Here is a 13,817-nt window from a genome sequence, read left to right on the forward strand (position 1 = left end):
GAGGAGGCCAACCCGGACGGCTCACCCGACCCCGAGGGCCAGTCGTTCAACCGCCGCGTCGAGATCGTCCTGCGCCTCCCCGCGAGCTGAAGATCCATGGTCCCAACCACAACGGCGACCACTTGACCGCCGTTGTGGTTGGGCCGGACGGACGGCGGCTTTGATGTGCCGGCCAGCCGCGCGCGGAACGCGGTCAGTTGCCCGTCTCCCGGCACCCGCCCAGGTTCGAGAAGCCTTTGCCTGGCTCGCTGGTCTGAATGATGTTGCTACAGGAGAGAACGTTCCCCGTACCGTTGGGATCGATCCAGAACCCGTACCCCTGGTTACCCGAGAGCACCTTGTTTTTGGTGAAGAGGTTGTTGGACGCCGAGTTGTAGCCGTCAGGGCCGTGCACATGCGTCTGGAAGGCGGCCGAGTTCTTGTGGAGCGGCGGCACGTGGACGCCCGAGTTCTCGGTGATGGTGTTGTTGTCGCCCTTGACGTCGATCCAGGAGTCGGCCGAGTTCTGCGGCTTGAGTGGATCGCCCGGCTTGTCCGGGTCCGTGCCCAGCCTGCCGCCGTCGAAGTAGTTGCCCTTGACCAGGTTGAACGAGGAAGCCTCCTTGATGTCCAGCCCCTCGCCGGTGAACTCGGTGATGGTGTTGTAGAGGACCTGGTTACGGTCCGACTGGTCGGACTTGTCGGAGCCGGTGCCCATGTAAAGCTTGTCCCAGTTGCCGCCGTCGCTGCCGATGTAGATCGCCTCGCCGTACCCGGGTGACGTGTAGCCGGTCCTGGCCACGAAGCTGTTCTTGATGACGTTGTCGCTGGACCCGCTGCGAAAATGCACGGCCTCCTGCCCGATGGTATCGACCATCACGCCGTCTATGGTGTTGTGGTTCGAGCCGTCGAGCACCAGTCCTTTCTTCTGATTGGTGATGCGGATACCCCTGACCGTCCAGTGGTCCGCCTTGAAGATGTGGAGGCCGTAGTCGCCCCCGGTGCCGTCGTCGCCGGGCTTGCCGTCGATGATCGCCTGCCGGGAGCCCTGCAGGATGATCGGCCTGTCGGCGGTACCGGACTCGGTGATCCTGAACTTGGCGGCCGCGTTCTGCTTGCCGATGGTGACGGAGTCGCCCTTCGCGGTGTAGACGCCGTCCTTCATGGTGATGACGTCGCCGGGGCGGGCGTCCGCCAGGGCTTTCGCCAGCTGGTCGCCGTCGGCGACGGTGACGGCCCGGCCACCGGGCTGGGGCGCGGCGATGAGCGCTGGAGAGGGAGGGACCGGTGGTGCCGGCGCGGTGGCTGCCGCGGTGGCTGCCGCGGTGGCTGTCGCGGTGGCTGCCGCGGTGGCTGCCGCGGTGGCTGCCGCGGTGGCTGATCCGGTCCGCGGGACCTGGGTGGCGGGGCCCACCGGCTCGGGAACCCCGGAAACCGGCTTCGGGACGACGCCCTGTTCGGGGTCACAGGCGGCAAGGAGGCCGACGGCCAGGGCGCCGAGCACAATGGCCGTGGTGATGCCGGCGGGGATCGTCAACCCGGTGGCGGGATTTCTGGACCCGGTTTTCGGCTGGAGGGGGCGGAAAAGGTTCATCATCACTGGCCCCGTGTTCCCGTCTGCTGTTTGAGTATGATTTTTGTGTCAGGTTGCCGGTTTTTGTTCGCGCACAGATCTTGCTGCCGAACGTCCTATGCCGCCGTATCTCAGCCGACGCGCCCGGCTTGGCGGCGCGCTGCGCGAGTATGAACACGCGGACCGACCTGCCTGGATGTGCTTTCCGACAAGCGCGGGGTTCGGAGTGTCCGTGGCGGAGGTTCTGGACGACGGCGTGTCCTGTACTGGACGTCCGGCGGAGCGGAAGCGTTGTGTCCTCGTGTCCGCCGGAGCCGGGCTTCGTCGTGGACGAGACCCGACTTGGCTCACGTTAGTGCGGTCCTCGTCGCTGGTTCGTGGATCTGGTTGAGGGCGTTGCGGAGGTCGTCGGGTAGGGGTCGGCGGCGGTGAGGGTGTGTTCGCCGGCCTGGATCTGGATGGTGCGGTAGCGGCGGGTGGTGCGGACGAACCGGCGGATCGACCAGCCGGTGGCCTGCTCGATGAGGTGGGAGACCGCCAGCGCCGCGAAGACGATGGTCAGGTGGGCCTCGATCGAGACGCGTTTGTGGTGGTAGATAGGCCGCGCGGCGAGATCGCTCTTCGACATCCGGAACGATTTCTTCGATGTTGTAGGGCCGGTGGTAGGAGTCGAGGACGAACTCCGGGGTCGGGTCGGTGATGTTGGTGATGTAGCCCTTGAGCCCGGCCAGGGCGCGGGCTTTGGCTTCCAGCGTCCGGTTGACGGACTTGTCCGCGCCGGCGGGCCAGGGCTGGGTGAAGGCGTGCCCGTCGGGGATGTCCTGGTCGGGATGGTCGCGCCGCCAGGCCGCGACGACGTAGGGAACCTCACCGATCTTCATGCCGAGGATGAACGAGAGTCCTTCGGCCTCGATCGCCTTGCGGTGAGCCTCGGAGATCATGCCGGCGTCGGCCACGACCGTGACGTCGGGCAGGCGATGGGCCGTCTTGAACGCCCGGATCACCAGCAGCATCGTGTGGGTCTCGGCCTTGTTGCCCTCGAACGCGTCGACCATGAGCGGGAAACCCGAGGCATCGGTGAGCAGCCCGATCGTGATCTGCGGTTCCAGGCGGCGTTCCTTCGAATACCCAGGCTCGCGGAACCCGTCAGGCTCGTCGATCTCGAAGTAGAGCGTGGAGACGTCGTAGAGCACCAGCGACGCCGGTCCCAGCGCCGCGTGCGCCGCGAGCCGGCGCGACAGCGACCACCGCCAGGCACCGGTCCCGTAGACCGGCAACCGCCGTTTGACCGTCGCATACGAGGCCGGCTCGATCCCGGTCTCCTCCAGCACCCGCGCGCTGTCCTGCTTGGACGTCGGCTCGATGATCCGCGCGAGCACCAGCTGGCGGAACACCTCGTCACCCTCGGCCGCCTCGTCGAACCCGAGCAGGTCGTAGGCCCGGCCGAGTGCGTCCCACAGCGCGGCGGACCGCGTCGAGGTGATCGGTAGCGGCCCACCCGCGGGCGGCGCCGCGTCGTCCAGGCGCAGGTCAAGCTCACCCTGTCCGCGGGCCAGGCGTTGACGCGCGACCGCCTTCAACGCCTCCAGCGCCGCGTCGGAATGCGCCGAGCCGATGTGCTCCAGCTCCAACGAGCCCCCACGCGACGACTACCCGATCTGCACCGCCCGCGCCCCGGACTTCGTCCTCACCGTCCGCACATACGGAGAAACCCCGCCAGCCTAGAACCCTCGGGCTAGTGCGGACTTTTCGCCGTCCCGCGAGACAACACCCCAGGTCACAGGCCCACGATCTCGCCAAAGCGATCAACGTGAGCCAAGTCAGGCCACACGGCCCCCGGACCGGGGCATGGGCAACGGCATCCGTCATAGCAAGAGATTGCATTGACCAAGAGTCATGACGTCGCAAGCTGGCATGACCACGCACCAGCCAGAGGACAAAAGATCATCGGAGCTACACCTACGGGCGTCTATCACCTATGGTAAAAGGCGCGCCCATGGAGCCCCGTTCTCAGTAAGCGGCTACAACACAGCCGTTGACCACTCCGCAGGGAAGGGACGATCAGTACTCCGAACTCCGACGCGCCGGGGCTCGGCGCGCCAGTGGCGCTGGCGCCGCGAGGTAGTAACCCTGGGCCGCGTCCGCGCCGCCCTCGATGGTCCGCTTAAGCTGTGCCGCCGTCTCGACGCCCTCGGCTACCAGGAGCGTCCCTGTCTTCCTGGCGAAGTGGCTGAACGCGGACAGGAGCGCGGCCCGGGTCGGGTCGGTGTCGATCCTTTCGACGAGCAGCCTGTCGGTCTTCAGAGCGTCGGGGTGCAACTCCAGGACATGATCCATTCTGGCGTACCCCGAACCGACGTCATCCAGCGCGATCCGCACCCCGGTCCGCCGCAGCGTTTCCAGGATGGCTACGAAGCATCCGTAGTCCTCGATCGGTTCGTGTTCGGTGATCTCGATGAAGACCCGTTCTGCGGGAACGCACCCAATCATGTCCCGAAGGGCTGGCGATCTGATCGCACTGGGGCTGGCGTTGACGCCGAGCGCGATGGCAGGGGGGAGAACGGACAGCATCTGGAACGCGTTGCGGATCGCGATGAGTTCCAACTCGACCCCCAGGCCCACCCGGGTGGCGTCAGCGAACCACTTCTCCGCGCTCCCGGAGCCTGGCGGGAATCGCGAGAGCGCCTCCAGTCCCACGATCGCCATCTCGCCTGTCTCGAAAATCGGTTGGAACGCCAGGTCCGGCCCTCCGGAGTCGATCAGCGAAGTGATCCGGCGCCAGGTCAGTTCCCGCTCCAGCAACGCTCGATCCGGACTCCACAGGCACCCCGCGATCACCTCCGCGATCAACGCGAGGAAGGAGGTGTCCCGTGCGCGACGGGTCGGGTCGGGGTGCGAGCTACCGCAGCCCAGCAGGCCGTAGGTGCTGCCGTCGCTGAGCCGAATCGGCGTTCCCGCGTAGCAGCCGACACCGATCTGCGCGACGGCCTCACAGCCTGGGATGTAACCCTCCGGGCGCGTGTCGGGGATCAGGTGCGGATGCCCGTGCTCCAGTACGCGGCCGCAGATCGTGTCCCGGTGATGTCTGACGAACCCCGGTCTGACCCCGACCGCGGCTGTGTCTCCTTCGACATGTTCGATGAGGAGTTGCTCGCCGACCAACCGAGCCAGCCACGCGACATCCATCCCGAGCCGCTTCCGGGCAACAGCAAGCAGCTCGGCGATCATTGGCGGGGCGTCCGAGTCGCGATCCAGGCAGCCGACCAGAGTGCCGTGTCCCATTTCGCCCACCCACCCCCCTCCAGCAGCGAGGCCACTACTAAAGGTACGCGCTAAGGCGTCAACCCGAGATGATGAGCGTATCTGCGATCAGTTTCCTACGGTTAGCAACCAATCTTCCCGACAGACACCGCGTCAGCACCGAGCCGATGCCCGCCACCGACAGCAACCGGCGTCACCCGGAACACCCGGAACACCCAGTTGCTTCCGCCTTTGCCAGTCATGGGGGGATTCATCCTGCGACCACCGTCGTCCAGTGGCGAACCACGCCACAATTGAACAAGACCGCCGCCAACCATCAGGCGGGACGCCCGTGACGAACATCTACGAGACGGGACAGTCCGCGCAGATAGTGGCATCGTGCACTTCTGTACGGATTTCCAGATGCTCAAACAGGAGAAGGCGCGGTTCGTGCTCTGACGCCGGGTCACCGGTGAGGTCAGTCGCCCTCGGTTTCGAGGGTGTCCGGGAGGTCCGGGTCGTCGAACAGTTCGGCCGCGCTCGGCACCTGGGTCGGCGTCGGGTAGGAGACCGTCGTGCGGTTGTACAGGTGCCGCCAGCTCACGTTCTCCGAGACGCCGCAGCCGCCCCACGTCCCGGTGGACACGACCGAGGTGAACTCCATGCCGTTCGAGAAGCTGCCCGCGTTGCCCATGGTCGACTGGTTGACGAGCACCCGGCAGGCCTTGGCGGCGCGCGCGAGCAGGTCGACTCTGGCCTCGGCTACCGGGCCGTGGCCGGTGTGCAGGGCGCAGCTGTGGCCGCGCCCGCTGTGATCGAGGATCTCCTGGACGTCGCGGACGGCGGCGTCGAACGCGTGGTAGGGCGCGATCGTCAGTACGGGTGCCAGCTTCTCGGTGAACAACGGACGGCCCGGCTCGGCGGCGACGGCCGTGGCGACGAGCGTCGTGACCCGCCGGCCGGCGGGGACCGCGAGGCCGCAGGCCCGCGCGATCTCGACGGCGCCGCGGCCGACCAGGTGGCGCGCCAGCCGGCCGTCGGGCCACAGCAGCCGTTCGAGCCGGCGCGCGTCCTCGTCCGACAGCAGTAGCGCCCCGCCGGCCTCCAGCCGCTCCCGGAAGGCGTCGAACACCCGCGCGTCGACCAGCGCGTTGCTCTCCGACGAGCAGGACGTCCCGTTGTTGAAGCTCGCGCCCGTGTTGATCAGGTCGGCGGCGGTGGCCACGTCGGCGTACTCGTCGACGACCGCGGTCGCGTTGCCGGGGCCGGAGGAGACGGCCGGCGTGCCGCTGACGTAGGCGCGGGCGACCGTGCCGGCTCCCCCGGTCGCCACGACGAAGTCGGCCGCGCGCATGAGCTCGCGGCTGCCCTCCCGGTCGGCGCCGACGACCAGCTGCACCAGGTCCTCGTCGGCGTCGACCTCGCGCAGCGCGTGCCTGACGGCCTCGACCATGCGCGCCAACGGCTCGGCGGTCGCGGGGTGGGCGCTGAGGATGACGCTGTTACGGGTCTTCAGCAGCGACAGCACGCTGGTCGCCAGCGCGGTGCAGGGCGCCGTCGCCGGTGTGACCAGGGCCACGACGCCCAGCGGCTTGGCCCAGGTCAGGGTCCGCCGTTCGTCGTCGCGCGCGATCACGCCGACCGTCCGCTGCCCGTGCAGGTCGCGCATGGTCCCCAGCACGCGCAGCCGGTGCAGCTTCACAAGGTCCTCGGTCGTCCCCATCCGGGTTCCGGCCACCACCTGGGCGCTCACCGTCCGCACGAGCTCGTCCCGGTAGCACGCCCGGCCGACGGCGCGCACGACCTGGTCCACCCGTGCCTGGTCCCAGTGCTCCGTGGACTCGCCCGCGGCCCGCGAGCGCGCCAGCAGCACACCCAGCGCGGCTGGCGCCGCCTGCGCCGCCTGCGCGTGGAGGCCGTCGCCGGGGGCCAGCCGGTCGCGCAGGGCGACCCCTTCGCCGCCGGTCATCCGCCGCTCGATCACGCCAGCCACCGCGACCGTCCCGGCCCCCGCCGGGGGCGTCGCGCGCCCGTCCGCCTCGCGCCCGGACCTTCCTGGTGGATCGACATCGCGCTCCTCGTGCCCGCCGGCCTCGGCCTCAAGTATGGAAGGTAAGCCTCAATTGCCTTAAGTTAGCCTTACCTGCTACCGCTCCGGCATCTCACCACAAGCGCGCCGCTCGGAGCAATGGAGGCACAGCCGCCCGACCCGCTACCCCGCGCGGTCGGCGGCCGCCTCCGGACGAGCAACACCCGCCCACATCGGCATCAGGAAGGACGACAGATGGCGAGCTGCCACCCGACACCGCGCCAGGGGGTCATGCCGTGACCGCGGCGGTCGAGGCCGACGCGCTCGTGAAGACGTTCGGCGACATCCGGGCGCTCGACGGCCTGTCCCTGCGGGTCGAGGCCGGCACGATCCTCGGGCTGCTCGGGCCCAACGGAGCCGGCAAGACCACGGCGATCAACGTGCTGACCACCCTGCTGCGCCCGGACTCGGGACACGCCAGGGTGGCCGGCCACGACGTGGTCGACGAGCCGGCGCTCGTCCGGGCGTCGATCGGCGTGACCGGCCAGTTCGCGTCGCTCGACGCCGGGCTGACCCCGCGCGAGAACCTCGTGCTGTTCGGCCGGCTGATGAAGCTCGGCCGGGCCGAGGCCCGCCGCCGCGCCGCCGAGCTGCTGGAGCGCTTCGCCCTGACCGAGGCGGCCGACCAGCGCACCGGGACGCTGTCCGGCGGTACGCGGCGGCGCCTCGACCTGGCCGCGTCGATCACGCGGGAGCCGGCCGTGCTGTTCCTCGACGAGCCCACCACCGGGCTCGACCCGCGCAGCCGGCTCGCCCTCTGGCAGGCCGTGCGCGAGCTGCGCGCGAGCGGGATCACGATCCTGCTCACGACCCAGTACCTCGAGGAGGCCGACGAGCTCGCCGACCGCGTCACCATCATCGACCGGGGCAAGGTGGTCGCCGAGGGCACCGCCGCGCAGCTCAAGCAACGCGTCGGCGGCGCCGTGTGCCACATCACGATCGCCGACCCCACCGACCGCCAGCTGGTCGCGGACGCGCTCACGTCGCTCGGCCCCGTCAGCCTCACCTCCGACGGGGTGAGCCTGCCCGCGTCCGGCCCCGAGACCCTGGTCGCCGTGGTGCGCCAGCTCGACGAGGCGCGCCACGGCGGGCTCCCCATCGCGCAGGTCGACGACATCGGGCTGCGCCGCCCGACCCTGGACGACGTGTTCCTGGCGCTCACCGGGCATTCGGCCGCCCCCGAGGCCGGGGCGGGCGACGAGGTGGAGCGGCTCGCGCGGCCGGCCGCCGAGGTCGCCTCATGACCGCTGCCGCCCCCGCCGCGACGCTCGCGGGCCCGCCGCCGGGCGCCGCGGTGACGGACCCCCGCCCGGCGCTGGCGACCGACGTCGCCGTGCTCGCCGGGCGGCACCTGCGCCTGATGAGCCGCCGCCCCGCGTCCATCATCAGCGCCATCGTGCTGCCGCTGGTGTTCGCGTTGCTGTTCTTCACGGTCTTCAGCCGGGTGATGCGGCGCTCGGGCATCGACTACATCGACTACCTGCTGCCCGCCGTGGTCATCCAGACGGTGTTCTTCACCGGGATGTCCGCCGCCATCCTCGCGGCCGAGGACGCCCTTTCCGGGACGCTGCGCCGGCTGCGGGCGATGTCGGTCAGCCGCTCCGCGCCCGCGCTCGGGCTGCTCGCCGCCGAGCTCGTCCGCTCGGTCGTCTCGCTGGGCGTGCTGCTGGCGGTCGGCGCCGCGCTTGGCTTCCGCTTCCACGGCGGGCCGTGGAAGGCGCTCGGCTTCCCGGTCGTCATGCTGGCGTTCGGCGCCGCGCTGGTCACGTGCCACATCGCGCTGGGGCTCGCGATCCGGCGGCTGGAGGCCGTGACGACGGCGACGAACCTGATCTATTTCCCCTTCATGCTGCTGTCCAGCGCGTTCACCCCGGCGTCGGCGTTCCCCTCGTGGCTGCGCCCGCTCGTCGAGCAGCAGCCGGTGAGCCGCGTCGCCGACGCGTTGCGGGCGCTGACCGCGCAGGACGCGGCGCTCGCCCGGCCGCTGCTCATCGCGGGAGCGTGGCTGCTCGGCCTGCTGCTCCTGGGTGTGGTGGGAGCTACTCGGGCGATCGGGAGGCCCTCGTGAACCAGGTAGCGCTTCCCCGTCCCGCCCCGGTGGGCGACTCCCTCGCGATGGCTGGCCGCGCGCTGAAGCTGATGATGCGCGACCCGATCACGTTCGTGCTGTCGACCTTCTTCCCGTTGATCCTGCTGCTGCTGATGACGGCGAGCTTCGCCAAGATCGTCAACCCGGCCGGCGGCTACGACGACTACGTGGACGTCAGCCTGCCGCTGTTCGTCCTCATGGGCATCGCGTTCGCCTCCCCCGTCACCGCCGCCGCGGCCGCCGCCGACCTGCGCGACGGCTTCGACGCGCGGATCCGCGCGATGCCCGTCTCGTCGCTGGCCCCGCTCGCCGGGCGTCTCGTCGCGGACACGGCGCGCAGCGCGCTCACGGTGGTCGTGGTCGTGGCCGTGGGAGTGGGGCTCGGATTCCGGTTCACCGCGGGATTCTGGGCGGCCGTCGGGTTCCTGGTCCTGCCGCTCCTGTTCGGGCTCGGGCTCGGTTTCCTCGGCCTGCTCGTGGCAATGCGGGCCCGGGACACGGAGACCGTCGTCGCCATGCTGAACCCGCTCCTGCTCGTCGGGTCGTTTCTGTCCACCGGCCTCGTGCCGAAGACCGACCTGCCCGGGTGGGTGCAGCCGATCGCCAGGGTGAACCCGTTCTCCGTGCTCATCGAGGCGATGCGGGCGCTCGCGCATGGCGGCGCCACGACCCGTCCGGTTCTCGAGGCGCTGGCCTGGTCGGCCGTCCTGATCGTCGGGTGCGGCGTGCTCGCCGTCCGGGGCTACCGGAGTGGCACCAGACCCGTCGCCTGACCGGACAGCACTCCCCCTCCCGACGGCACTCCCCGACCCGACGGCACTCCCCTGACGTGGTCAGGGATCCCTGGAGACGACCGGGATCCCTGACCACCCGGTGGTCCCGCTTCCGTCCCCGCCCCACCCTGCCCATTTGATCAACTTAAGTTTTCTTTACCTAAAACACGGCCAATACCGGCCCTGCGCGACCCCGGAGGCGGCAGCTTCATGACCAGTTCCTCGTATCCCAGCTATCACGCCCAGAGTGTGGCGATCACCGCCGAACCGCTGCCGCTCGCCGCGAGCCTCGCCCGCGGGACCAGCGGTCCCGTGGTGGTCTACGAACGCGCAGGCGAGTGGATGTGCGGGTTCGGCGCGCTGGCGGAGATCATCGTCCGCCCCGGCACGGTGCGCACCCGCGTCGGCGTCGACGGGGAATGGCAGACGGAGCCGACCACCTCGGCACCCCTGCGGCAGGTCGGCGCGTTCTTCGACGCGCTGGGCATCGCCGGGTGGCGGGCCTACGGCTGGGCGGGCTTCGAGCTCGTCCACCTGTTGAACGGCGTGCCCTCCCCGGCCGGCGACCAGCCGGTGCTGCACCTGGTCGTACCCGAGCGGGAGATCCGGCTGTCGGCCGGCATCGCCACGGCGCGGGCGGCCGACCCGGCCGACCTGCCCGGGCTGGTCGCGGCCCTGACCGGCGGCGCGGCCGGCGGCGACCTGGCCGCGACCGCCGCCGCCACCGCCACCGCCGCTGCCGCCACCGCCGCTGCCGCGACCACCGCTGCCTGCGACCTCGAGCACGGCGCCGACCGGTACCGGCGGGCGGTCGCGACGGCGGTGGCCGACATCGCCGCGGGCCGGCTGCGCAAAGTGATCATCTCACGGGTGGTGCCGGTCGACACCGAGATCGACCTGGCGGCGACCTACGTGGCCGGCCGGCGCGGCAACACCCCCGCCCGTTCCTTCCTGCTCGACCTGGACGGCCGGCGGGCCGCCGGATTCAGCCCCGAGACCGTCGTCGAGGTCTCCGCGGACGGCATCGTCTCCACCCAGCCGCTCGCCGGCACCCGGGCGCTGACCGGCGACCCGGCGCGCGACCGCGAGCTTCGGCGGGTCCTGCTCGACGACCCGAAGGAGATCTACGAGCACGCGGTGTCCGTGCAGACCTGCCAGGAGGAACTGCGCGCGGTGTGCCGGCCGGGCTCCCTGGCGGTCGACGAGTTCATGAACGTGCTCGAGCGCGGCAGCGTGCAGCACCTGGCGTCGCGCGCCAGCGGGCGGCTCGCGGTCGGCCGGGACTGCTGGGACGCGCTGGCGGCCGTGTTCCCGTCGATCACGGCGTCCGGAATCCCGAAGGCCGCCGTCTGCGCGTCGCTGGACCGGTACGAGCCGGAGCCCCGAGGGATCTACAGCGGGGCCGTGCTCGTCGCCGAGGAGAACGGCGCCCTCGACGCGGCCCTGGTCCTGCGGACCGTGTTCCAGGAGAACGGGCGCACCTGGCTGCGCGCGGGCGCCGGGATCGTCGCCCAGTCGGAGCCGGAGCGCGAGCTCGAGGAGACCAGGGAGAAGCTGCGCAGCGTCAGCCGGTTCCTGGTCCCCGCCGCGCCGGCGGACGTCCCCGCCGCTCCCGCGGCCGTGGAGAGTCTCGCGGCCGTGGAAAGCCTCGCGGCCGCGGGGAGCCTCGCGGCCACGCCCGCGCTGACCGCCGCGGCGGCGGACGGCCCCGCCCCGGTCGGGGCGATCGAACTCGACGAGGTCCGGCGGACGGTCGCGGAGATCCTGCACGTCGACCCGGCGTCCGTCGAGGACGAGGCGAACCTCTTCGAGCTCGGGCTGGAGTCGATCGCCGTCATGAAGACGGTCGGCCGCTGGCGCCGCTCCGGCCTCGAGGTCTCCTTCGCCGACCTGACCGAAAACCCGACGATCGACGGCTGGTACAAGCTGCTCTCGACCCAGCTCCGCCCGGCGGACGGCGACGAGCCGGAAGCGGGCGGGAGCCTGCCCGACGAGGCGACCGGGACGGCGGCGCGCCCGCCCGCCCCCGAGGACGCCCTCCACGATGCCCGTGGCGCCGGCAGCCAGGACGCGGTCGGCCAGAACGCGGGCGACCGGGACGGCGACGACCAGGAGGCCGGGGACGGCTCGTTCCCGCTCGCGCTCATGCAGCACGCCTACTGGGTCGGCCGGAGCCCCGGGCAGCCGCTGTCCGGCGTGGCGGCCCACCTCTACACCGAGTTCGACGGCGCCGACGTCGACCCGGACCGGCTGCGCGCCGCGATCGAGCGGCTGATCGCCCGGCACGACATGCTGCGCGTCCGGGTCACCGACAACGGCCGGCAGATCGTCGAGGCGACGTCCGGGTGGCGTGGCCTCACCGTGCACGACCTGCGCGGCGCGGACGACGACGAGGTGGCCGCCCGGACGGCCGCCACCCGCGACCAGATGTCGCACGAGCTGCTCGACCTGGAGCGCGGCGAGGTGTTCGCCACCGCGCTCAGCCTGCTGCCCGGCGGCCGGACCCGGCTGCACGTGGACGTCGACATGGTCGCCGCGGACGCGGTCAGCTACCGGCTGCTGCTCGCCGACCTCGCCCAGTGCTACGAGGACCCGGCGGCCCCGCTCCCTCCGATCGGCTACAGCTACCGCGAGTACCGCGAGGCACGCGCCGAGGCACGCCGGGAGGCGGCGGCGCGGGCGAAGCAGTGGTGGCAGGGCCGGCTGGCGAGCCTGTCCGGCCCGCCCGACCTGCCCCGCGCGGCCGTCCTGCCCGGCCGCGGCGGGGACGGCGGCGCGGGTCACGGCACGGACGGCGGCCGGCCGCGGGTGTCCCGTCGGCACCTCACGCTGCCCGCCGCCGCCCGCGCGGCGCTCGGCCAGGCCGCGCACGCCCGCGGGATCACCCCGGCGGTCGCCATGGCGACCGCGTTCGCGGAGGTCATCGGCGGCTGGAGCGCCCAGCCCCGGTTCCTGCTCAACGTCCCGATGTTCGACCGCGAGCAGACCCACCCCGACGTCGAACGCCTCGTCGGCGACTTCACCAGCTCGGTCCTGCTCGAGGTCGACCTCACCGACACCGTCGACTTCGCGACCCGCGCCCGCCGGCTGCAGGCCCGCCTGCACGCCGACGCGGCGCACGCCGAGTACTCCGGCGTCGAGGTGCTGCGCGACCTGACCAGGCGCGCCGGGCAGCAGGTCATCGCGCCGGTGGTGTTCACCAGCGCGCTGAACCTGGGTGAGCTGTTCGCCCCGGCGGTCCGCGAGCGGTTCGGCGACCCGGTCTGGATCATCTCCCAGGGCCCGCAGGTCCTGCTGGACGCGCAGGTCACCGAGCTCGACGGCGGCCTTCTGATCAACTGGGACGTGCGGGACGACGAGTTCCCGCCCGGCATGGTCGACGCGATGTTCAAGGTGTTCGCCGGCCTGGTCGCGGAACTCGCCGACGGCGGTGACGGCTGGGACCGCCCGGTCGGCCGGCTGGTCACCGAGGCGGTCCGCGCGGTGCGCGCCGCCGTCAACGACACGGCGGGCCCGCGCTCGACCCGGCTGCTGCACGAGGGCTTCTTCGCCCGGGCCGGCGCCGCTCCCGACCGGCCGGCGCTCGTCTGGGACGCGCCGGGCGCGGCCGGGCGTCAGCCCGAACAGCTGAGCTACGGCGAGCTCGCCACGCGCGCGCGGCGGGTGGCGGGCGCGCTCACCCGGCGCGGCGTGCGCCCGCGCGACCTGGTCGGGGTCAGCCTCCCCAAGGGCCCGGAGCAGGTGATCGCCGTGCTGGGCATCCTCGCGGCGGGCGCGACCTACGTGCCGGTCGGCGTCGACCAGCCGGCCGCCAGGGTCGCCCGGATCGCCGACGTCGCCGGCCTCGCCGGCCTGGTCGCCGAGCCCACGCGCGGCGAGCTGCCGGACGGCCTCACCCGCTGGGGCCTGGCCGAGCTGCTGGCCGACGAGGACGGCGCCGCGCCGGCTGGCGCCGCCGAGGCGCTGGCCGCGTCGTCGGCGCACGACGTGGCCGCCGTCGACCGGCCGGCCTACGTGCTGTTCACGTCCGGCTCGACCGGCCAGCCCAAGGGCGTGCAGGTCTCCCACCGGGCG

General features: G+C 71.6%; 7 protein-coding genes and 1 pseudogene. 4 read left to right on the forward strand and 4 right to left on the reverse strand.

Annotated features, from left to right (window positions below):
* Window positions 1–193: 193 nt before the first annotated feature.
* From I6A81_RS41995 to I6A81_RS42010, 4 genes and pseudogenes are all read right to left on the reverse strand, one after another.
* On the reverse strand, window positions 194–1,516 hold the full coding sequence (locus tag I6A81_RS41995; protein ID WP_203005709.1) for a right-handed parallel beta-helix repeat-containing protein: 1,323 nt from the start codon (window positions 1,514–1,516) through the stop codon (window positions 194–196).
* A gap of 383 nt (window positions 1,517–1,899) precedes the next feature.
* A pseudogene (locus I6A81_RS42000) lies at window positions 1,900–3,252 on the reverse strand (IS1634 family transposase).
* A gap of 361 nt (window positions 3,253–3,613) precedes the next feature.
* Entirely contained in the window at window positions 3,614–4,780 is a 1,167-nt protein-coding gene (locus tag I6A81_RS42005) for a sensor domain-containing phosphodiesterase (protein WP_238441622.1), read from the reverse strand.
* Between the two features lie 490 nt (window positions 4,781–5,270).
* Complete coding sequence (locus tag I6A81_RS42010) at window positions 5,271–6,785, reverse strand: aldehyde dehydrogenase family protein (RefSeq protein WP_307875254.1); 1,515 nt, start codon at window positions 6,783–6,785, stop codon at window positions 5,271–5,273.
* 332 nt (window positions 6,786–7,117) lie between these two features.
* On the opposite strand from I6A81_RS42010, the gene I6A81_RS42015 reads away from it, so the two are divergent.
* The 4 genes from I6A81_RS42015 to I6A81_RS42030 form a co-directional block, all read left to right on the forward strand.
* Complete coding sequence (locus I6A81_RS42015) at window positions 7,118–8,125, forward strand: ATP-binding cassette domain-containing protein (protein WP_203005711.1); 1,008 nt, start codon at window positions 7,118–7,120, stop codon at window positions 8,123–8,125.
* Window positions 8,122–8,949, forward strand: a complete 828-nt coding sequence (locus I6A81_RS42020; RefSeq protein WP_203005712.1) for an ABC transporter permease — start codon at window positions 8,122–8,124, stop codon at window positions 8,947–8,949. Before I6A81_RS42015 ends, I6A81_RS42020 begins: the two co-directional genes overlap by 4 nt.
* Complete coding sequence (locus I6A81_RS42025) at window positions 8,946–9,743, forward strand: ABC transporter permease (RefSeq protein WP_203005713.1); 798 nt, start codon at window positions 8,946–8,948, stop codon at window positions 9,741–9,743. The genes I6A81_RS42020 and I6A81_RS42025 overlap by 4 nt, the downstream gene beginning before the upstream one ends.
* A 210-nt stretch (window positions 9,744–9,953) precedes the next feature.
* A partial coding sequence (locus tag I6A81_RS42030) for a salicylate synthase (RefSeq protein WP_203005714.1) occupies window positions 9,954–13,817 on the forward strand: 3,864 nt, incomplete at its 3' end.

This window comes from Frankia nepalensis, from assembly GCF_016786325.1.
Taxonomy (GTDB): domain Bacteria; phylum Actinomycetota; class Actinomycetes; order Frankiales; family Frankiaceae; genus Pseudofrankia; species Pseudofrankia nepalensis.

Excerpts from the sequence above, each read along its gene's own strand:
- I6A81_RS42005 (WP_238441622.1), bottom strand. The coding sequence starts at position 4,780 with ATGATCGCCGAGCTGCTTGCTGTTGCCCGGAAGCGGCTCGGGATGGAT.
- I6A81_RS42020 (WP_203005712.1), top strand. The coding sequence starts at position 8,122 with ATGACCGCTGCCGCCCCCGCCGCGACGCTCGCGGGCCCGCCGCCGGGC.